The sequence below is a fragment of the Streptomyces capillispiralis genome (genome assembly GCF_007829875.1).
GTDB classification, from domain to species: domain Bacteria; phylum Actinomycetota; class Actinomycetes; order Streptomycetales; family Streptomycetaceae; genus Streptomyces; species Streptomyces capillispiralis.
On the sequence record NZ_VIWV01000001.1, the window covers coordinates 1702339 to 1721622 of the forward strand.

14 protein-coding genes are annotated in these 19284 nt (G+C 71.5%); 7 read left to right on the top strand and 7 right to left on the bottom strand.

Annotated elements, in window-relative coordinates:
• Nucleotides 1-142 precede the first annotated feature (142 nt).
• Both FHX78_RS06915 and FHX78_RS06920 read left to right on the top strand, forming a co-directional pair.
• Nucleotides 143-805, top strand: a complete 663-nt coding sequence (locus FHX78_RS06915; protein WP_004923664.1) for a helix-turn-helix transcriptional regulator — start codon at nucleotides 143-145, stop codon at nucleotides 803-805.
• Between the two features lie 140 nt (nucleotides 806-945).
• Nucleotides 946-2241 carry a ribonuclease D gene (locus tag FHX78_RS06920; RefSeq protein WP_145866582.1) on the top strand — a complete coding sequence of 432 codons (1296 nt, stop codon included), beginning with the start codon at nucleotides 946-948 and terminating at the stop codon, nucleotides 2239-2241.
• Nucleotides 2242-2281: 40 nt separating this feature from the next.
• On the opposite strand, the gene FHX78_RS06925 is transcribed toward FHX78_RS06920, so the two are convergent.
• From FHX78_RS06925 to FHX78_RS06935, 3 genes are read right to left on the bottom strand one after another with little or no spacing between them, the layout of a single operon-like run.
• A complete protein-coding gene (locus FHX78_RS06925) occupies nucleotides 2282-3112 on the bottom strand; it encodes a carbohydrate ABC transporter permease (RefSeq protein WP_145866583.1) in 831 nt (276 codons plus the stop codon).
• On the bottom strand, nucleotides 3109-4062 hold the full coding sequence (locus tag FHX78_RS06930; protein WP_145866584.1) for a carbohydrate ABC transporter permease: 954 nt from the start codon (nucleotides 4060-4062) through the stop codon (nucleotides 3109-3111). Before FHX78_RS06930 ends, FHX78_RS06925 begins: the two co-directional genes overlap by 4 nt.
• The gene (locus FHX78_RS06935; protein ID WP_145866585.1) at nucleotides 4062-5378 is read right to left on the bottom strand and encodes an ABC transporter substrate-binding protein; all 1317 of its coding nucleotides are present in this window, start codon (nucleotides 5376-5378) and stop codon (nucleotides 4062-4064) included. Before FHX78_RS06935 ends, FHX78_RS06930 begins: the two co-directional genes overlap by 1 nt.
• A gap of 150 nt (nucleotides 5379-5528) precedes the next feature.
• On the opposite strand from FHX78_RS06935, the gene FHX78_RS06940 reads away from it, so the two are divergent.
• From FHX78_RS06940 to FHX78_RS06960, 5 genes are all read left to right on the top strand, one after another.
• On the top strand, nucleotides 5529-7910 hold the full coding sequence (locus FHX78_RS06940) for a glycoside hydrolase family 2 protein (protein WP_145866586.1): 2382 nt from the start codon (nucleotides 5529-5531) through the stop codon (nucleotides 7908-7910).
• Nucleotides 7907-8941 (top strand): LacI family DNA-binding transcriptional regulator, encoded by a 1035-nt coding sequence (locus FHX78_RS06945; RefSeq protein ID WP_145866587.1) that lies wholly within the window; start codon nucleotides 7907-7909, stop codon nucleotides 8939-8941. The genes FHX78_RS06940 and FHX78_RS06945 overlap by 4 nt, the downstream gene beginning before the upstream one ends.
• Before the next feature lie 189 nt (nucleotides 8942-9130).
• Nucleotides 9131-10348: a thiolase family protein gene (locus FHX78_RS06950; protein ID WP_145866588.1), complete on the top strand. Its 1218-nt coding sequence runs from the start codon at nucleotides 9131-9133 to the stop codon at nucleotides 10346-10348.
• Nucleotides 10345-12474 (top strand): 3-hydroxyacyl-CoA dehydrogenase NAD-binding domain-containing protein, encoded by a 2130-nt coding sequence (locus tag FHX78_RS06955; RefSeq protein WP_145866589.1) that lies wholly within the window; start codon nucleotides 10345-10347, stop codon nucleotides 12472-12474. Before FHX78_RS06950 ends, FHX78_RS06955 begins: the two co-directional genes overlap by 4 nt.
• A gap of 100 nt (nucleotides 12475-12574) precedes the next feature.
• Nucleotides 12575-13018, top strand: a complete 444-nt coding sequence (locus FHX78_RS06960; RefSeq protein WP_229923955.1) for a PIN domain-containing protein — start codon at nucleotides 12575-12577, stop codon at nucleotides 13016-13018.
• 217 nt (nucleotides 13019-13235) lie between these two features.
• Here FHX78_RS06960 and FHX78_RS06965 read toward each other — a convergent pair whose 3' ends face one another.
• The 4 genes from FHX78_RS06965 to FHX78_RS06980 all read right to left on the bottom strand — a co-directional run bounded on the left by FHX78_RS06965 (nucleotide 13236) and on the right by FHX78_RS06980 (nucleotide 19172).
• Nucleotides 13236-14738 (bottom strand): amino acid permease, encoded by a 1503-nt coding sequence (locus FHX78_RS06965; RefSeq protein ID WP_145866590.1) that lies wholly within the window; start codon nucleotides 14736-14738, stop codon nucleotides 13236-13238.
• Between the two features lie 147 nt (nucleotides 14739-14885).
• Nucleotides 14886-16853, bottom strand: coding sequence for a 1-deoxy-D-xylulose-5-phosphate synthase (gene dxs, locus FHX78_RS06970; protein ID WP_145866591.1), 1968 nt, complete (start codon nucleotides 16851-16853; stop codon nucleotides 14886-14888).
• A 238-nt stretch (nucleotides 16854-17091) separates the two neighbouring features.
• The gene (locus tag FHX78_RS06975; protein WP_145866592.1) at nucleotides 17092-18384 is read right to left on the bottom strand and encodes a sugar ABC transporter permease; all 1293 of its coding nucleotides are present in this window, start codon (nucleotides 18382-18384) and stop codon (nucleotides 17092-17094) included.
• Entirely contained in the window at nucleotides 18381-19172 is a 792-nt protein-coding gene (locus tag FHX78_RS06980; protein WP_145866593.1) for an ATP-binding cassette domain-containing protein, read from the bottom strand. Before FHX78_RS06980 ends, FHX78_RS06975 begins: the two co-directional genes overlap by 4 nt.
• Nucleotides 19173-19284: the final 112 nt, after the last annotated feature.

The window sequence follows — 19284 nt, forward strand, 5'->3', positions numbered from 1 at the left end:
CCCGGATTGTTACTCACCAGATCGTGATCATTTCCTAAAGGACTCCAGGTTTGATGCCGAAGACGACTGTGACCTTGAAAGCACGGTTCGTCCCGGCGTCACCCCCCACGAGCCGGCCCCGTCCCGCACCCCAGGAGGCCTGGTGTCCGTTCTCCTCGAGCAGCCCGCAAGCCTGGTCGCCTACCGCCCGAACAAGCCGACCGCCATGGTGGTCGTGGCCGACCCCCGCGTCCGCTCCACCGTCACCCGCCACCTGTGGGCGCTCGGTGTACGCGACGTGATCGAGGCCTCGTCCGTCGCGGAGGCTCGTCCCCGCATCGGCAACCCCCGCGACATCTGCGTCGCCGAAGTCCATCTCCCGGACGGTTCCGGCCTCACCCTCCTGTCGGAGACCCGAGCCGCCGGCTGGCCCAACGGCCTCGCCCTGTCCGCCGCCGACGACATCGGCGCCGTGCGCAACGCCCTCGCCGGCGGAGTGAAGGGCTACGTCGTCACCGGCACCCGCACCAACCTCGGGCTCCCCACCCGACCCGGTGCCGCCCCCATCGGCGCCGCCGCCGCGCGCCTGCACCGCCGTCCCCCGGGTGCTCCGAGCCACCCGGGTGGCTACCGCGAACTGTCCGGCCGCGAGGTCGAGGTGCTGCGACTGGTGGCGGAGGGCCAGTCGAACAAGGCGATCGGCGTCTCGATGGGCCTGTCCGCCCTGACCGTCAAGAGCCACCTCGCCCGCATCGCCCGCAAGCTCGGCACCGGCGACCGGGCCGGCATGGTGGCCGTGGCCCTGCGCACGGGCATCATCCACTGACCTCCCCCCACCCCCGTTCACCCTTACGACAGATTCACCACCCCGGCCTTTCACCGTCCTGACCGGAATACGACCTCCCGGCGCCCGTCAACGGAACGTTCCGTCGACGGGCGCCTTCGCGGCACGGATACCCTTGACAGGTGACCGACGCCCACGACACCGCAGCAGACAGTTCCCTGCGAACCACCGGAGGCGCCCCTCCGGACGACGACGGATTGTCTGCTACCGAGGCGCCGATCCCCTTGCTCGAACCCCGCGAGGGCATTCCGCCCGTGGTCGCGGACGAGGCGGCCCTCGCCGAGGTGACCGCCGCCTTCGCCGCGGGCAGCGGGCCCGTCGCCGTGGACGCCGAGCGTGCCTCCGGCTACCGCTACGGCCAGCGCGCCTACCTCGTCCAGCTGCGCCGCGAGGGCGCGGGCACCGCGCTGATCGACCCGGTCGCCTGCCCCGACCTGTCCGGTCTGGGCGAGGCGCTGTCCGGCACCGAGTGGGTGCTGCACGCCGCCACCCAGGACCTGCCCTGTCTGCGCGAGATAGGCATGGTGCCCAGCCGCCTCTTCGACACCGAGCTGGCCGGCCGCCTGGCCGGGTTCCCCCGGGTCGGCCTCGGCGCGATGGTCGAGAACGTGCTCGGCTTCGTCCTGGAGAAGGGCCACTCCGCCGTCGACTGGTCCACCCGCCCGCTGCCCGAGCCCTGGCTGCGCTACGCCGCCCTCGACGTCGAACTGCTCGTCGACCTGCGGGACGCGCTGGAGAAGGAGCTTGACCGGCAGGGCAAGCTGGAGTGGGCCCGGCAGGAGTTCGACGCGATCGCCTCGGCGCCGCCGCCGGAGCCCCGCAAGGACCCCTGGCGCCGCACCTCCGGCATGCACAAGGTGCGCCGGCGCCGGCAGATGGCGGTCGTCCGGGAGCTGTGGCAGACCCGCGACCGGATCGCCCAGCGCCGGGACGTCTCCCCCGGCAAGGTGCTCTCGGACGCGGCCATCGTGGAGGCCGCGCTCGCCCTGCCCGCCACCGTCCACGCGCTGGCCGCGCTGAACTCCTTCGGGCAGCGCGTGGGGCGCCGTCAGCTGGAGCAGTGGCAGGCGGCCGTCGACCGGGCCAGGGCGCTGAGCGAGTCCCAGCTGCCCCAGCCCGGCCAGCCGGTGACGGGCCCCCCGCCGCCGCGCGCGTGGGCCGACAAGGACCCGGAGGCCGCGGCACGGCTGTCCGCGGCCCGGGCGGGCGTGAGCGCCCTGGCCGAGCGGCTGAACCTGCCGCAGGAGAACCTGATCACGCCGGACACCGTGCGGCGCGTGTGCTGGGAGCCGCCGAAGGTCGTCAGCGCGGAGACGGTCGCCGCGGCGCTGACGGGGCACGGGGCCCGGGCGTGGCAGGTCGAGCAGGTCACGCCGGTGCTGGTCGCCGCGCTGGCCGCTTCGGCGGGGGCCTCCTAGGGTCCCTCGCCGTACGGCGGGTGTCCTCCTGGCCGGTCCCTCATTTCGTCGCCCCCCTCATGAAGCCGTTGTAGATGAAGCGCTGGAGGAAGAGGAAGACGACCAGGGTGGGCAGGATGACCAGGATCGCGCCCGCCGAGATCGTCTCCCAGTGCGCTCCGAAGGGGCCCTTGAAGCGGAACAGGGACGTCGAGATCACGCCAAGATCCTCGGAGGGCATGTAGAGGAAGGGGATGTAGAAGTCGTTGTAGACGTTGATCCCCTTCACGATCACCACCGTCGCGATCGCCGGCTTGAGCAGCGGGAGGATCACCTTGCGGTAGACGGTGAAGGCGTTCGCGCCGTCCAGCCGGGCCGCCTCGTCCAGGGAGACCGGGATGGAGCGGATGAACTGCAGGAAGATGTAGATCGACACGATGTCGGTGCCCATGTAGAGCGCGATCGGCGCCCACAGGCTGTCGAACAGGCCGAAGCTGTTGACGATCTGGAAGGTCGCCACCTGGGTGGTCACCCCGGGCACCAGCGCGGCGAGCAGGAACGCGGCGACGACCAGCTTCCGGAAGCGGAAGTGGAAGCGGTCGATCGCGTACGCGGTCATCGAGCCGATGAGGATCGTGCCGCCGACGGCGGCGATCAGGACGACCGCCGTGTTGCCGAAGGCGGACAGCATCTCGCCGTCGCGGAACGCGGTCACGTAGTTGTCGAGGTTCAGCGGGTCGTCGGGGAGGGCGAGCGCCCCGCTGCCGTCCGCCATCTCCTGCGGGGACTTCAGCGAGGTCAGCAGGACCACGGCGAGCGGCAGCAGCACCACCAGGGTGGCCAGGGCCAGCGACAGGTACACCAGGGTGCGGGCCAGGGTGCGGCGGGTCATACGAGGTCCACCTTCTCGTCGGGGACGATGCGCCGCTGCACCCAGGTGACCGCCAGCACGATCAGCAGCAGCACGACGGCGGCGGCCGAGGCGAGCCCGGTCTTGTTGAACTGGAAGGCCAGCTTCACCGTCTGGATGACGAACGTCTCGGTGCCGGTGGCGCCGCCGGTCATGATGTACGGGATCTCGAACACCGACAGCGAGCCGGAGACGGACAGGATGACGCTCAGGCTCAGTACGGGCTTGATGCCGGGCGCGATGATGTGCCGGAACTGGTGCCAGCGGCTGGCGCCGTCGATCTCGGCCGCCTCGTACAGCTCGCCCGGGATGGACTGGATGGCGCCGAGGAACAGGACGAAGTTCAGGCCCAGGTAGCGCCAGACGGAGACGCCGGCGAGCGAGGTGTTCGCGGAGAACGGCGTGCCCAGCCAGGCGTGGTCGGTGTCGGCGCCGAAGAGGCCGAGCACGGAGTCGAGGGTGCCGCCGTCCTGGAAGAAGTAGAGGAAGACGAAGCCGATCGCCACCCCGTTGATCAGGTAGGGGAAGAACAGCACGCCCTTGAAGAAATGACGGAAGCGCACGTCGAAGCTCAGGACCGTGGCGAAGTAGAGGGCGAGGACGATCTGCACCACGGAGGCGACGAGGTAGTAGCCGCTGACGAGGAACACCTCGAACAGCTCGGAGCGGGTGAGGAGTTCGGTGTAGTTCCCGGTACCCGTGTAGCTCAGTTCGGGGCTGACGCCGTCCCAGTCGGTGAAGCTGTACGCGATCATGTTGGCGATCGGCGCGTAGGTGAAGGTCAGGAGCAGGGCCAGTGGGGCGACGAGGAACAGCCACGGGGTCAGGCGGCGGGACAGCCGGGGGCCGCGCGGGGCGGGGGCCGCGCGCTTCGGCCCGGCGGGCGCGGCCGGGGGGACCGGCCGCGCCGCCTCGCGGGTGGTGTCCGCCATCAGGACCCCAGGGAGTCGCGCGCCTCGGCCCACCGCTCGCCGAGGTCGTCGAAGAAGTCGTCGAGGCCGCCCTCGCGCGCGCCGCGGGCCAGGTCGACGAGTTCCTGGCGGTAGTCGGGCTTGTAGATGCCCACCTCGGACTGGTTGTCGATGGTCTTGACCTCGCCGCCCTTGGTGTCGTCGAGGTCGATGAGCTTCACGCCCCGCTCCTCGTACGGCTTCAGCACGTCGGGCAGCGGGGCGTCCTTCAGCGGGGACAGGGCGAGGTTGGCCGCCGCGTAGCCGGACTTGTCGGTGAACCAGTCGATCCAGGCGCGGGCCGCCTCCTTGTGGTCGGAGTGGACGTTGACGGCCTGCTGGTAGTCCGGTGAGGTCACCGCGCAGAAGGCGCCGTCCTTCCGCGCGGGGAAGGGCATGAAGGCGATGTCGGCGGGGTCGGTGCCGGCCTGCTCGGCGGCGGCCCGCATCTGGACGACGGCCCAGGAGCCCAGCCACATGGTGGCGATCTCGCCCTTGGCCAGCTTCGGCTTGGACGCCTCCCAGTTGGTGGTGGTGGGGTCCTTCTCCGCGAGGCCGCCGCGCACGATGTCGTGGAGGAGGGTGTCGCCCACGCGCAGGTCGGCGCCCTCGGCCCACGGGTCGCCCTCGGCCAGCGCGGTGGTGGCCCCGGTGTCGCAGCCGACGGAGCCGTTGACGTTGGTCCACTGGGTCAGTGGCCACATGTCCTTGAAGTTGGTGTAGTACGGCACCGCGTCGGTCTTCGACCGGATCGCCCGCAAGTCGTCGAGGAACTCGGCCGGGGTGGTGGGCCAGTCGGTGACGCCGGCCTCGCTCCACACCTTCTTGTTGTAGAGGAACCCCGGGACGACGCCGATCGGGCTCTGGCCGTAGACCTTGCCGTCGACGGTGGCGTAGTCGGTGAAGCGGTACCGGGCAGCGCGTTCCGCCTCGCTGCCCAGGGAGGCGAAGAACCTCGGGTAGTCCTTCTTCTCGATCACCGCGGGGATCATCAGGACGTCGCCGTAGTTCTCCGTGTTCATACGGATCTTGACCTCGCCCTCGTAGTCGGTGAGGGCGTCGAACTCGACCTTCACGCCGGGGTGGGTCCGGTTGAACTCGGCGGCGTACTTCTCCATCGTCCCGTCCTGCACCAGGTCGGTCCGGTGGGTCAGCACCGTGATGGACCCCTTGACCGCGGACGGGTCGTCGGGCGCCTTCGCGTCCGCGCCCTTCGCGGAGCCTCCCGTGCCCGTGCAGGCCGAGGCCAGGAGGGCGAGGACGGCGATCGATCCGGCGAGTGCCTTGCGTCGGTTCATGTGCACCAGCTCCGTTCACGGGGCGGACGAGCACGACTGGTTGGCTGGTTCGGCACTCTGGCAGCCCCTTACTGAACCGGTAAAGTCTCAATTGCGCCAACGATGCCAAAACGTTGCCCAGAGCGGGCTCAACCGGTTTAGGGAGTGTGCATGCGTCAGGTCACACCGCTCACCGACGGATGGATCCTGCGACACCCCGACGGCACGGGGGACGGCCTCCCCGCCTCGGTGCCGGGGTGCGTGCACACCGACCTGCTGGCGGCCGGGCTGATCCCCGACCCCTTCCTCGGCCGCAACGAGGCCGAGGTGGCGTGGGTGGGCCGGCGGGACTGGACGTACGAGACGGAGCTGACGGCCGCGCCGGGCGCGCACGAGCGGACGGACCTCGTCTTCGACGGGCTCGACACCGTCGCCGAGGTCCTGCTCGACGGCCGGCCGCTGGGCCGGACGCGGAACATGCACCGCTCGTACCGCTTCGACGTGACCGGGCTGAGCGGGCGGCTCACGGTACGGTTCGCCTCCGCCTACACCGAGGCCGAGGCGGTGCGCGGCACGGTGGGCGAGCGGCCCGGCGCCTACGCCGAGCCCTACCAGTACGTGCGCAAGATGGCCTGCTCGTTCGGCTGGGACTGGGGGCCGACGCTGGTGACGGCCGGGATCTGGCGGCCGGTGCGGCTGGAGCGCTGGTCGACGGCCCGGATCTCCCGGGTGCGCCCGCTGGTCACCGTCGAGGACGGCGTGGGGCGGGTCGAGCTGGCCGTCGACGTGGAGCGCTCCCGGGCCGGGGCGCCGCTCACCGTCGAGGCGAGCGTCGGCGGCGTGCGCGCCCGCGCGCGGATCGACGGGACGCGGGGCACCGTACGGCTCGAAGTGCCGGACGTACGGCTGTGGTGGCCCCGGGGGTACGGTGAACAGCCGCTGTACGAGGTGGAGTTGACGCTGCTGCGGGGTGCGGACGCGCTGGACGTGTGGCGGCGCCGGACCGGGTTCCGGACGGTGGAGCTGGACACCTCGGCCGACGCGCACGGGACCGGCTTCACCCTGGCCGTCAACGGCGAGCGGCTGTTCGCGCGGGGCGTCAACTGGATCCCCGACGACGTCTTCCCCTCCCGGATCACCCGGGACCGCTACCGGCGGCGGCTGGAACAGGCGGCCGGCGCCGGCGTGGACCTGGTCCGCGTGTGGGGCGGCGGGATCTACGAGAGCGAGGACTTCTACGACGCCTGCGACGAGCTGGGGCTGCTGGTCTGGCAGGACTTCCCCTTCGCCTGCGCGGCCTACCCCGAGGAGCAGCCGCTGCGCGGTGAGGTGGAGGCGGAGGCCCGGGAGAACGTCGTACGGCTGATGCCGCACCCCTCGCTGGTGCTGTGGAACGGCAACAACGAGAACCTGTGGGGGTTCCGGGACTGGGAGTGGGAGCCGTCGCTGGCCGGGGACTCCTGGGGCGAAGGCTACTACCTGGGCGTCCTGCCGCGCGTGGTCGCCGAGCTGGACCCGACCCGGCCGTACACGGCGGGCAGCCCCTGGTCCGGGTCCTGGCGGCACCACCCGAACGACCCGGCGCACGGCACGCACCACTCCTGGGAGGTGTGGAACCGCGCCGACTACGCCGACTACCGGCTCGACGTGCCCCGTTTCGTGGCCGAGTTCGGCTGGCAGGCGCCACCCGCGTACGCCACACTGCGCCGCGCGCTGCCCGGGGAGAATTTCGCGCCGGACTCCCCCGGTGTGCTGCACCACCAGAAGGCCGACGACGGCAACGGCAAGCTGGAGCGCGGGCTGGCCCGCCACTTCGCCCTGCCCGAGGGCGACTTCGACCGCTGGCACTATCTGACGCAGCTCAACCAGGCGCGGGCGGTCGCCGCCGGGATCGAGCACTGGCGCTCGCACTGGCCGGTGTGCGCGGGCACCGTGGTGTGGCAGCTCAACGACTGCTGGCCGGTGACCTCGTGGGCCGCGATCGACGGGGACGGGCGGGAGAAGCCGCTCTACCACGAGCTGCGGCGGCTGTACGCGGACCGGCTGCTGACCGTGCGCGCCGACGGGGACGGCCTGCTGGTGGCGGCGGTCAACCAGGCGGCCGAGGACTGGCACGGCACGCTGCGGCTGCGCCGGATGTCCGTCGGGGGCACGGTGATCGGGGAGGCGGCGCCGGTCCTGGCCGCCCGGGGCCGGGCGGTGGCCGGGATCGGGGTCCCGGCGGAGCTGGTGCCCACCGGCCCCGGGGAGTTCCTGGTCGCCGACGCGGAGGGACTGCGGGCACTGCACTTCCCCGCGCCGGACCGCGAAGTGCCTTACCCTCGGCCCGAGTTCGAGGTCGCGCTCGTCCCGGACGGGATCACGGTGACGGCCCGCACGCTGGTCCGGGACCTGCTGCTCCAGGCCGACCGGCTGGACCCGGACGCGCGGGCGGACCGGGGGCTGGTGACGCTGCTGCCCGGGGAAGAGGTGACCATCGGGGTGCGGGGCTGGAAGACTCCCGACCCGGACACCGCCCGTTCCGCCCTGTACTGCGTGGAGCCCACTCGATGACGGCAACGCCGACCCCCCGCGTCACCATCAAGGACGTCGCCGCGCGCGCCGGCGTGTCCAAGGGGGCCGTGTCCCTCGCCTTCAACCGCAAGCCCGGACTGTCGGAGGCGACCCGGGACCGGATCTTCCGGGCGGCGCGGGAGCTGGGCTGGGCCCCGAGCTCGACCGCGCGGACCCTGGCCGGGTCGCGGGTGGACGTGGTGGGGCTGGCCGTGTGCCGGCCCGCCCGGCTGCTCGGCCTGGAGCCCTTCTACATGGAGTTCATCTCCGGGGTGGAGAGCGTCCTGGTCGAGCGGTCCTGCTCGCTGCTGCTGCGGCTGGTGCGCAGCCCGGAGGAGGAGGTCGGGCTGATGGAGTCGTGGTGGCGGGGGCGGCAGATCGGCGGGTCGATCCTGGTGGACTTCCGCGCCGACGACCCGCGTCCGGCGGTGGCCGGGCGGCTCGGGCTGCCGGTGGTGGCCGTCGGGCACCCGGCGCTGACGGGCGGGCTGACGTCCGTGTGGACGGACGACGCCACGGCCGTGACGGAGGCGGTGCGCTATCTGGCGGCGCTGGGGCACCGGCGGATCGCCCGGGTGGGCGGCGCGGCGGCGCTCGGGCACACCTCGATCCGTACGACCGCGTTCGACGCGGCGGTGCGGGCGCTGGAGCGGCCCGCGCGGGCGTGGCAGGTGGCGACGGACTTCTCCGGGGACGCGGGCGCGCGGGCCACGCGCTCGCTGCTGACGGCCGCGCCGGGCGAGCGGCCGACGGCGATCGTGTACGACAACGACATCATGGCGGTGGCGGGGCTGTCGGTGGCGGCGGAGATGGGGCTGCGGGTGCCGGACGACGTGTCGCTGCTGGCGTGGGACGACTCGCAGCTGTGCCGGCTGACGCATCCGACGCTGTCGGCGATGAGCCACGATGTGCACGGGTTCGGGGCGGAGGTGGCGCGGACGCTGTTCGGGGTGATCACCGGCGAGGGGCCGGGGTCGCACCCCGTACCGACCCCGGTCCTGACCCCGCGGGGGTCCACGGCTCCGCCGTGATCTCCCCTTCCGCCCCTCCGGACCCCGCTCCGCTCGAACGCCGGAGGGGCCGAGGCACCGAGCCGGCCCCGCACGGCCGGACGTGTGATGTTCGCCGCTAAGGGCGACGGGACTGGGCAGTGACGTTACCCGCAAGTAGCATGACCCGTAAGCAAGCGCTCAGCATCCCGCACCTGGAGGAGAGCCATCGTGCCTCGTACCGTCAGGGACGTCGTCTTCGTCGACGGCGTCCGTACCCCGTTCGGCAAGGCGGGCCCGAAGGGCATCTACCACGAGACCCGCGCCGACGACCTCGTCGTGAAGGCGATCCGGGAGCTGCTGCGCCGCAACCCCGGGCTCGACCCGAAGAAGATCGACGAGGTCGCCGTCGCCGCGACCACGCAGATCGGCGACCAGGGCCTGACCATCGGCCGCACGGCCGGCATCCTCGCGGGCCTGCCCACCTCGGTCCCGGGCTACTCCATCGACCGCATGTGCGCCGGCGCGCTGACCGCCGTCACCACGGTCGCCGGCTCCGTCGCCTTCGGCGCGTACGACGTCGCCATCGCGGGCGGTGTCGAGCACATGGGCCGCCACCCGATGGGCGAGGGCGTCGACCCCAACCCGCGGTTCGTGAGCGAGAAGCTGGTCGACGAGTCCGCCCTGTTCATGGGCATGACGGCGGAGAACCTGCACGACCGCTACCCGCGGATCACCAAGCTGCGCGCGGACGAGTACGCGGTGCGCTCGCAGGAGAAGGCCGCCAAGGCGTACGCCAACGGCAGGATCCAGGCCGACCTGGTGCCGATCTCCGTACGGCGGACCAACCCCGAGAGCGGTGAGACCGGCTGGGGCCTGGTCACCGCCGACGAGCCGATGCGTCCCGGCACCACGCTGGAGAACCTGGCCGGTCTGAAGACGCCGTTCCGTGTGCACGGCCGGGTCACCGCGGGCAACGCGGCCGGTCTGAACGACGGCGCCACCGCCTCCCTCATCGCCTCCGAGGACTTCGCCCGCGAGAACGGCCTGCCGGTCAAGATGCGGCTGGTCTCCTACTCGTTCGCCGGTGTGGAGCCCGAGGTCATGGGCTACGGCCCCATCCCGGCGACGGAGAAGGCGCTCGCCCAGGCCGGCCTGTCCATCTCCGACATCGGCCTGTTCGAGATCAACGAGGCCTTCGCCGTCCAGGTCCTGGCCTTCCTGGACCACTACGGCATCGCCGACGACGACGAGCGCGTCAACCAGTACGGCGGCGCCATCGCCTTCGGCCACCCGCTGGCCTCCTCCGGCGTCCGCCTGATGACGCAGCTGGCCCGCCAGTTCGAGGAACAGCCGCACGTCCGCTACGGCCTGACCACCATGTGCGTCGGCTTCGGCATGGGCGCGACGGTCATCTGGGAGAACCCGCACTTCGAGGGGGACAAGTGAGCACCACCGCTGAGCTGTTGAAGGGCGCGGCCGAGCTGTTCCCGGGCGAGGTCGTCACGCAGGCGCACGTACGCCACTTCGACCTTCCCCTGGGCGGCGGCCGGTTCGCCCTGATCACCCTGGACAACGGTCACGACCACACCAAGCCGACCACCCTCGGCCCCCAGTCGCTGGCCAACATCGACGCGGCGATCGACCAGGTCGAGAAGGAGGCCGCGGACGGCGACATCGTCGGCGTCGGCGTCACCGGCAAGCCGTTCATCTTCGCCGTCGGCGCCGACCTCAAGGGCGTCGAGCTGCTGAAGCGGCACGAGGACGCGCTCGCCATCGGCAAGGGCGGTCACGACGTCTTCAAGCGGCTGGCGCAGCTCGCCGTGCCGACCTTCGCGTACTACAACGGCGCCGCGATGGGCGGCGGCGTCGAGATCGGCCTGCACTGCACCTACCGCACGGTGTCCGCGGCCCTCCCGGCGTTCTCCCTGCCCGAGGTCTTCCTCGGTCTGGTCCCCGGCTGGGGCGGCTGCACCCTGCTGCCGAACCTGATCGGCGCCGAGAAGGCCGTCTCGGTCATCATCGAGAACAGCCTCAACCAGAACAGGCAGCTCAAGGGCGCGCAGGTCCACGAACTCGGCATCGCCGACGCGATCTTCGAGGGCGCGGACTTCCTGGAGCAGTCGCTGATCTGGACGGCGGCCGTCCTCAAGGGCGAGATCGTCGTCGAGCGCCCGGTGATCGACCGCGGCGAGGCCTGGGACCAGGCCGTCGCCAAGGGCCGCTTCGTCGCCGACTCCAAGGTGCACGGCGCCGCCCCGGCCGCCTACCGCGCCCTGGACATCATCGCCGCCGCGAAGAACGGCGACCTCCAGCAGGGCTTCGACGCCGAGGACACCGCGCTCGCCGACCTCATCATGGGCGGCGAACTGCGCGCCGGCATCTACGCGTTCAACCTGGTGCAGAAGCGCGGCAAGCGTCCGGCGGGCGCCCCGGACAAGAGCCTGGCCCGCCCGGTCACCAAGGTCGGTGTGGTCGGCGCCGGTCTGATGGCCTCGCAGCTCGCGCTGCTGTTCCTGCGCCGCCTGGAGGTGCCGGTCGTGCTGACCGACATCGACCAGGAGCGCATCGACAAGGGTGTGGGCTACGTCCACGCCGAGATCGACAAGCTGCTCGGCAAGGGCCGTATCAACCAGGACAAGGCCAACCGCCTCAAGGCGCTGGTCACCGGTGTCCTGGACAAGGCCGAGGGCTTCTCCGACGCCGACTTCGTCATCGAAGCGGTCTTCGAGGAGATGGGCGTCAAGCAGCAGGTGTTCGCGGAGGTCGAGGCGGTCGCCCCGGCGCACGCGGTCCTCGCCACCAACACCTCCTCCCTCTCCGTGTCGGAGATGGCGTCGAAGCTGAAGCACCCCGAGCGGGTCGTCGGCTTCCACTTCTTCAACCCGGTCGCGGTCCTGCCGCTGCTGGAGATCGTCCGCGGCGAGCGGACCGACGACGCCTCGCTGGCCACGGCGTTCGGTGTCGCCAAGAAGCTGAAGAAGACCGCGGTGCTGGTCAAGGACGCCCCGGCGTTCGTCGTGAACCGCATCCTGACCCGCTTCATGGGCGAGATCCAGAACGTCATCGACGAGGGCACCCCGGTCGAGGTCGCCGAGAAGGCGGTCGAGCCGCTCGGCCTGCCGATGTCCCCGCTGGTGCTGCTGGAGCTGGTCGGCCCGGCGATCGGCCTGCACGTCTCGGAGACCCTGAACCGGGCCTTCCCCGAGCGCTTCACCGTCTCCCCGAACCTCAAGGCGGTCGTCGAGGCGGGCAAGCGCGGCTTCTACGTCCACGACTCCGGCAGGCCGGAGCTGGACCCGGAGGTCGCCGCGCTGCTCCGGCAGGGCGACACCGTCCTCACCGAGGAGCAGGTGCGGGCCCGGGTGCTGGACGCGGTGGCCCAGGAGATCGGGCTGATGCTCGACGAGGGCGTCGTCGCCGAGGCCCAGGACATCGACCTGTGCCTGATCACCGGCGCCGGCTGGCCGTTCCACCTGGGCGGCATCACGCCGTACCTGGACCGTGAGGGCGTCTCCGAGCGGGTCAACGGCAAGCGGTTCCTGGAGCCCGGGGTGGCTTCGGTTCCGGCGTGACGGCCGTACGCGACTGAGGAGGGCCTCCGCCTGCGGCGGGGGCCCTCCGCGTCGTCCGGTACGGCTCCAGGGCGCCCCGGGGGCGTGGGACCCTGGCCGTATGAACGACAGTGCCGCCCTGCTCGTGATCGTCGACGCCGCGAACGTCGTCGGGTCGGTGCCCGACGGATGGTGGCGGGACCGGCGGGGCGCCGCGGAACGGCTGCGCGACCACCTGGCCGCGCGGGGCCTGCCCGGCCGCTCCGGCCCGGTGGAGATCGTCCTGGTGGTCGAGGGCGCGGCCCGCGGGGTGGACTCCGTGCTGGGTGTCGAGGTGGCCGCGGCGCCGGGCAGCGGCGACGACCACATGGTCGCCCTGGTGGCGGAGGCGGGCGACCGCCCCGTCCTGGTCGTCACGGCCGACCGCGAACTGCGCCGCAGGGTGACCTCGCTGGGAGCGGAGGTCACCGGCCCGCGCACGGTGCGCCACGCCGGGCCGGCGGGCGGGGCTTCCCCGTCCCCGGCGTCCGACGGGCCGGGAAGCCGACGGCGAGGCGACGGGTAGGGCCGTCGCCGGCCCGGCGTGCCGCCGGCGGAGGCGGTCGGCCGGACGCGGGCGGGGAGGGGCCGGGTCGCGTCAGCCGTGACGTGTCCGACGGCTGCCGGGCATCCGCGGGCCGCGCCGTGGGCCCGGCGCGGGGCGTCGGGCGGTCGGGCGTGGCCGAGGGGAGGCCCCGTGGATCCGGCGGGGCGGGCCACGGGGCCGGGAGGATGTCGGCGCGTCAGCGGGAGGGTGGGACGGGAGCCTTGTCCCGGTCCGGGGACAGGCGGCTGTGGGTGCGGCTGTAGAGGAAGTACACGACGATGCCGATCGCCATCCAGACGCCGAACCGGACCCAGGTTTCGGCGGGCAGGTTCAGCATCAGCCACAGCGAGGCGGCCACCGACACGATCGGCAGCACCGGCACCCAGGGGGTGCGGAACGACCGGTGCAGGTCGGGCCGGGTCCGGCGGAGGATGATCACGCTGATCGCGACGATGACGAAGGCGAACAGCGTGCCGATGTTCACCAGCTCCGCGAGTTCCGTCAGCGGGGTGAAGCCGGCGACGATCGCGATGAGGACGCCGAGCAGCACGGTCGGCCGGTGCGGGGTGCGGAAGCGGGGGTGGACGCGGGAGAAGAAGCGGGGCAGCAGCCCGTCCCGGCTCATCGCGAAGAAGACGCGGGTCTGGCCGAGCAGCAGGATCATGCACACGGTGGTGAGGCCGACGGCCGCGCCGAAGCTGATGAAGCCCGCGAACCAGGGGTGCCCGGTGGCCTTGAACGCGTCCGCGAGCGGCGCGTCCACACTCAGCTCGCTGTAGTGCTGCATTCCGGTGACGACGATCGACACGGCGACGTACAGCGCGGTGCAGATGAACAGCGAACCGAGGATGCCGCGGGGCATGTCGCGCTGCGGGTTCTTGGTCTCCTCGGCGGCCGTGGCGACGATGTCGAAGCCGATGAAGGCGAAGAAGACGACCGAGGCGGCGGTGAAGATGCCCATGACGCCGAAGTTGGCCGGCGCCCAGCCGAAGATCAGCTGGATCAGCGGCGAGTCGAGGCTCTGCCCCGCCTCCACCGGCTTGGCCTCGGGCACGAACGGGTCGTAGTTGCTGCCCTTGATGAAGAACGCGCCCGCGATGATCACCACGAGGACGACGGTCACCTTGATCGCGACGACGACCGAGGTGACCCGCGCGGAGAGCTTCATGCCGAGGACGAGGATGCCGGTGAGGACCAGCACCAGCGCGGCGGAGAGGATGTCGAAGCCGAACCCCTCGGCGCCGTCCCGGGTGCCGAGCGCGGCGGGCAGCTCCCAGCCCGCGTTGTTCAGCAGCGAGTGGATGTAGCCGGACCAGCCGACCGCCACCACCGCCGTCCCGAGCGCGAACTCCAGCACCAGGTCCCAGCCGATGATCCAGGCGGGCAGCTCCCCCAGGGAGGCGTACGAGAAGGTGTACGCGGAGCCCGCCACGGGGACGGTGGAGGCGAACTCGGCGTAACAGAGCGCGGCGAGCGCGCACACGACACCGGCCACCACGAAGGCCAGGGCCACCGCGGGGCCGGCGTTGTTCTTGGCGACCGTACCGGTGAGGACGAAGATGCCGGTGCCGATGATGACACCGACGCCGAAGACGGTCAGGTCCAGCGCCGACAGGGATTTCTTGAGGGCGTGCTCGGGCTCCTCGGTGTCACGGATCGACTGCTCGACCTTCTTCGTCCGGAAGAGGGGGCTTGTCACGGGTACCTCCCACGCTTGTCGTCCTCGACATGATCGAGAGGGGGCGTAGGTCGTATGCCCCGGCGCGGCCCTTTTCACGCGAATGGGCCGCGCGCGCCACTCTTCACAGTGGCACGCGCGGCCCCTCCGGGCGACGTGGGCGCCCGGTCAGTCGCGGGCGGACTCCACCGGGTCGGCCGCCCCGGCGGCGGACCGCTCGGCGGCGCTCGCCCCGCCCTGGCGGAGCCGGGCGTGCGGGAGGCCGTCCAGCTTGGCCACCAGACCGGTGACCTGGCGGGCGATGTCGGGCACGGTCAGCCCGATCTCGGCCAGGACCTCGGCGCGGGAGGCGTGGTCGAGGAAGCGCGGCGGGATGCCGAAGTCGCGCAGCGGCACGTCGACGTCGGCGTCGCGCAGGGCCTGGGCGATCGCGGAGCCGACACCGCCGACCCGGGAGTTGTCCTCCACGGTGACGACGACGCGGTGCTTCGCGGCGAGCGGGGCCATGGCCTCGTCGACGGGCTTGACCCAGCGGGGGTCGACGACGGTGGTGGAGATGCCCTGCCGGTCGAGCAGCGCGGCGATCTCCAGGCACATCGGCGCGAGCGCGCCCACGGAGACCAGCAGCACGTCCGGGGCGTCGGTGCCGGGCTCGCGCAGTACGTCCATGCCGCCGACGCGGCCCACGGCGGGCACGGCGGGGCCGACGGCGCCCTTGGAGAAGCGCACCACGGTCGGGGCGTCGTCGACGGCGACGGCCTCGCGCAGCTGGGCGCGGACCTGGTCGGCGTCGCGCGGGGCGGCCAGCCGCAGCCCGGGGACGACCTGGAGGATCGACATGTCCCACATGCCGTTGTGGGAGGCGCCGTCGGTGCCGGTGATGCCGGCCCGGTCGAGCACGAACGTCACCCCGCACTTGTGCAGGGCCACGTCCATGAGGACCTGGTCGAAGGCGCGGTTGAGGAAGGTGGCGTACACGGCGAAGACGGGGTGCACGCCGGCGTGGGCCAGGCCGGCCGCCGAGACGGCGCCGTGCTGCTCGGCGATGCCGACGTCGTAGACCCGCTCGGGGAAGCGCTTGGCGAACTTGTCGAGGCCGACCGGCTGGAGCATCGCGGCGGTGATGGCGACGACGTCCTCGCGCTCCTCGCCGAGCCTGACCATCTCCTCGCCGAAGACGGAGGTCCAGTCGGCGCCGGAGGAGGCGATCGGCAGGCCCGTGTCGGGGTGGATCTTGCCGACGGCGTGGAAGCGGTCGGCCTCGTCGGCCAGGGCGGGCTGGTAGCCGCGGCCCTTCTCGGTGAGGCAGTGCACGATCACCGGGCCGTTGAAGCGCTTGGCGCGGGCCAGCGCGGACTCCAGGGCCTCGATGTCGTGGCCGTCGATGGGGCCGACGTACTTCAGGCCCAGGTCCTCGAACATGCCCTGCGGGGCGATGAAGTCCTTCAGGCCCTTCTTGGCGCCGTGCAGGGTGTCGTAGAGGGGGCGGCCGACGACCGGGGTGCGCTCCAGGAGGTCCCTGGTGCGGGTCAGGAAGCGCTCGTAGCCGTCGGTGGTGCGCAGGGTCGCCAGGTGGTTGGCGAGGCCACCGATGGTGGGCGAGTAGGAACGCTCGTTGTCGTTGACGACGATGACGAGGGGGCGGTCCTTGGCGTCGGCGATGTTGTTCAGCGCCTCCCAGGCCATGCCGCCGGTGAGCGCGCCGTCACCGATGACCGCGACGACGTGGCTGTCGCGTTTCCTGATCTGGTTGCCCTTGGCGATGCCGTCGGCCCAGCCGAGGACGGTGGAGGCGTGACTGTTCTCGATGACGTCGTGCTCGGACTCGGCCTGCGAGGGGTAGCCGGACAGGCCGCCCTTCATCTTCAGCTTGGAGAAGTCCTGCCGGCCGGTCAGCAGCTTGTGCACGTAGGACTGGTGGCCGGTGTCCCACAGCACCTTGTCCTTCGGGGACTCGAAGACCCGGTGCAGGGCGATGGTGAGCTCCACCACACCGAGGTTGGGGCCGAGGTGGCCGCCGGTCTTGGAGACCGCCTCGACGAGGAAGGTCCGGATCTCCCCGGCCAGCTGGTCGAGCTCCTCCAGGCTGAGCCGGTCCAGATCGCGCGGTCCCCTGATGCGGGTCAGCAGCGGCACCCGTGCCTCCTTGCAGTAGAGCTGATCGAGCTGTTGCCGGGCGTGTCGAGTCTAATGTTCCGCTCCGGTGCACGGACTCCGGGCGGTGCGTCGTGCGTCACCCGTTCGGCAGTACCCACGATCGGCCCGTCCTACGACACGGCTGTTGCCCGGCACCAGGAAGGCACCGGGCAACAGCGACGCACCCGAGGGCGCGGGGAACCGCGCGATCAGCCCCGGCGGACCGGCGGTCGGCCCCCTACGCGCGACCCGCGGTCTTCTGCGTCTTGCGGGTGACCGCGTCGATGACGACGGTCGCCAGCAGCACACCACCGGTGATCATGTACTGCACCGGGGAGGCGATGCCCTCCAGCGCCAGGCCGTAGGTGATCGAGATGATCACCATCACACCGAGCAGCGCGTCCCACGTGCGGCCGCGGCCGCCGAAGAGGGACGTACCGCCGATGACGGCCGCGGCGATGACGTTCATCAGGAACTCACCGGTGCCCGCGCCCTGGTTGGCGGAGGCGATCTTCGAGGCGACGAAGAGGCCGCCGATCGCGGCGAAGGTTCCGGCGATCGCGAAGACCGAGATCCGGACCATCTCGACGTTGATGCCGGCGCGGCGGGACGCCTCGACGCTGCCGCCGAGCGCGAAGACCTTGCGGCCGTACGCGGTGCGGCGCAGCACGAAGTCCGTCAGCACCAGGAACGCCAGGAAGATCACCACGGCCAGCGGCAGGCCCTTGTACTGGTTGAACACGATCGCGACGGCGAACGCCACGATCGCGAGCAGCACGGTGCGCACGATGATCTCGTTGAGCGGCCTGGACGGCACGCCCGCGGCCTCGCGGCGGCGGTTGTCGAAGAAGGCGGCGAGGAAGTACCCCGCGGTGGCGACGAGGGCCAGGCCGTAGGCGGCGGCGACATCGCTGAAGTAGTAGCTCGTCAGCTTGACGACCAGTCCCTCGGAGTCGAGGTTGATGGTGCCGTTGTCGCCGAGGATCTGCAGCATGAAGCCCTGCCAGAACAGCAGGCCGGCCAGGGTCACCGCGAAGGCTGGGACGCCGATGCGGGCGAAGATGAAGCCGTGGAGGGCGCCGGCCACCGTGCCGGTGAGGATCGCCAGCACCAGGGCCAGCACCTCGTTCATCCCGTTCGTGACGTTCATGACCGCGAAGGCGGCGCCCGCGACACCGCTGACCGAGCCGACCGACAGGTCGATCTCGCCGAGCAGCAGGACGAAGACGATACCGACGGCGATCATGCCCGTGCCGACCATGGCGACGGACATGTCGGAGAAGTTGCCGGCGGTGAGGAAGTTGGAGTTCAGGCTGGTGAAGATGGCCCAGATGATCAGCAGGCCGACCACGACGGGAAGGGAGCCGAGGTCACCGGCCTTCATCTTCCGCTTGAACTCGTTCCAGTAGCCCGCGAGGCCCTGCTCGCGCACCAGCAGCCGGGGGTCGACCACGGTCACCGCCGCGGCGGCCGCCTCGGGGTTGCCCACGGCGTGGTCCTCGGCGGGGGTGGAGGTCTTTTCGGTGCTCACTTCTTGATCTCCCCATTGGTGCGCGCCGCACGACGGGTCACGGCGTTGTCCGTGGCGCCCGTGATGGCGGAGATGATCTCTTCCTGCGAGGTCGACTTGACCTCGAAGACGCCGTTGTTGCGCCCGAGGCGCAGGACGGCGACCTTGTCCGCGACGGCCTTCACATCGGCCATGTTGTGGCTGATGAGGATGACCGCGTGGCCGCGCTCGCGCAGCCGCTCGACCAGGTCGAGGACCTGCGCGGTCTGCTCGACGCCGAGGGCGGCGGTGGGCTCGTCCAGGATCACCAGCTTCGGCTCGCCGAGCATGGACCGGGCGATGGCCACGACCTGGCGCTGACCGCCGGAGAGCGAGGCGATCGGGATCCGGACGCTGGGGATGCGGATCGAGAGCGTGTCGAGGAGCTCGCGGGAGCGGCGCTCCATCTCCACCTCGTCCAGGACACCGCGCCTGCGGATCTCCCGGCCCAGGTACAGGTTGCCGACGACATCGATGTTGTCGCACAGCGCGAGGTCCTGGTAGACCGTCGCGATGCCCAGGTTCTGGGCGTCGTGCGGCCTGTTGATCTGGACGGCCCTGCCGTCCCACTCGATGACGCCCTCATCGATGGGGTGCACGCCGGCGATCGTCTTGACCAGCGTGGACTTTCCGGCTCCGTTGTCGCCCACCAGGGCGACCACCTCACCGGCGTGGACCTCAAGCTCTACGTCGGTGAGCGCCTGGACGGCACCGAACCGCTTGGAGACCCCGCGCAACGCCAGCACGGGCGTAGCGGACACGTGAACCATCTCCTTCGCCGCCTGACCCGGCGGGAGGTTGTGCAGAAAGGTTGGGGGGTGTTCCGTCCGGCGCCCCGCGTAGCTTGCGGGGCTGGTGTGTGCGGGGCGCCGGCGGAGCGTG

Excerpts from the sequence above, each read along its gene's own strand:
- FHX78_RS06925 (WP_145866583.1), bottom strand. The coding sequence starts at position 3,112 with ATGACCCGCCGCACCCTGGCCCGCACCCTGGTGTACCTGTCGCTGGCC.
- FHX78_RS06930 (WP_145866584.1), bottom strand. The coding sequence starts at position 4,062 with ATGGCGGACACCACCCGCGAGGCGGCGCGGCCGGTCCCCCCGGCCGCG.
- FHX78_RS06935 (WP_145866585.1), bottom strand. The coding sequence starts at position 5,378 with ATGAACCGACGCAAGGCACTCGCCGGATCGATCGCCGTCCTCGCCCTC.
- FHX78_RS06940 (WP_145866586.1), top strand. The coding sequence starts at position 5,529 with ATGCGTCAGGTCACACCGCTCACCGACGGATGGATCCTGCGACACCCC.
- FHX78_RS06945 (WP_145866587.1), top strand. The coding sequence starts at position 7,907 with ATGACGGCAACGCCGACCCCCCGCGTCACCATCAAGGACGTCGCCGCG.
- FHX78_RS06960 (WP_229923955.1), top strand. The coding sequence starts at position 12,575 with ATGAACGACAGTGCCGCCCTGCTCGTGATCGTCGACGCCGCGAACGTC.
- FHX78_RS06980 (WP_145866593.1), bottom strand. The coding sequence starts at position 19,172 with ATGGTTCACGTGTCCGCTACGCCCGTGCTGGCGTTGCGCGGGGTCTCC.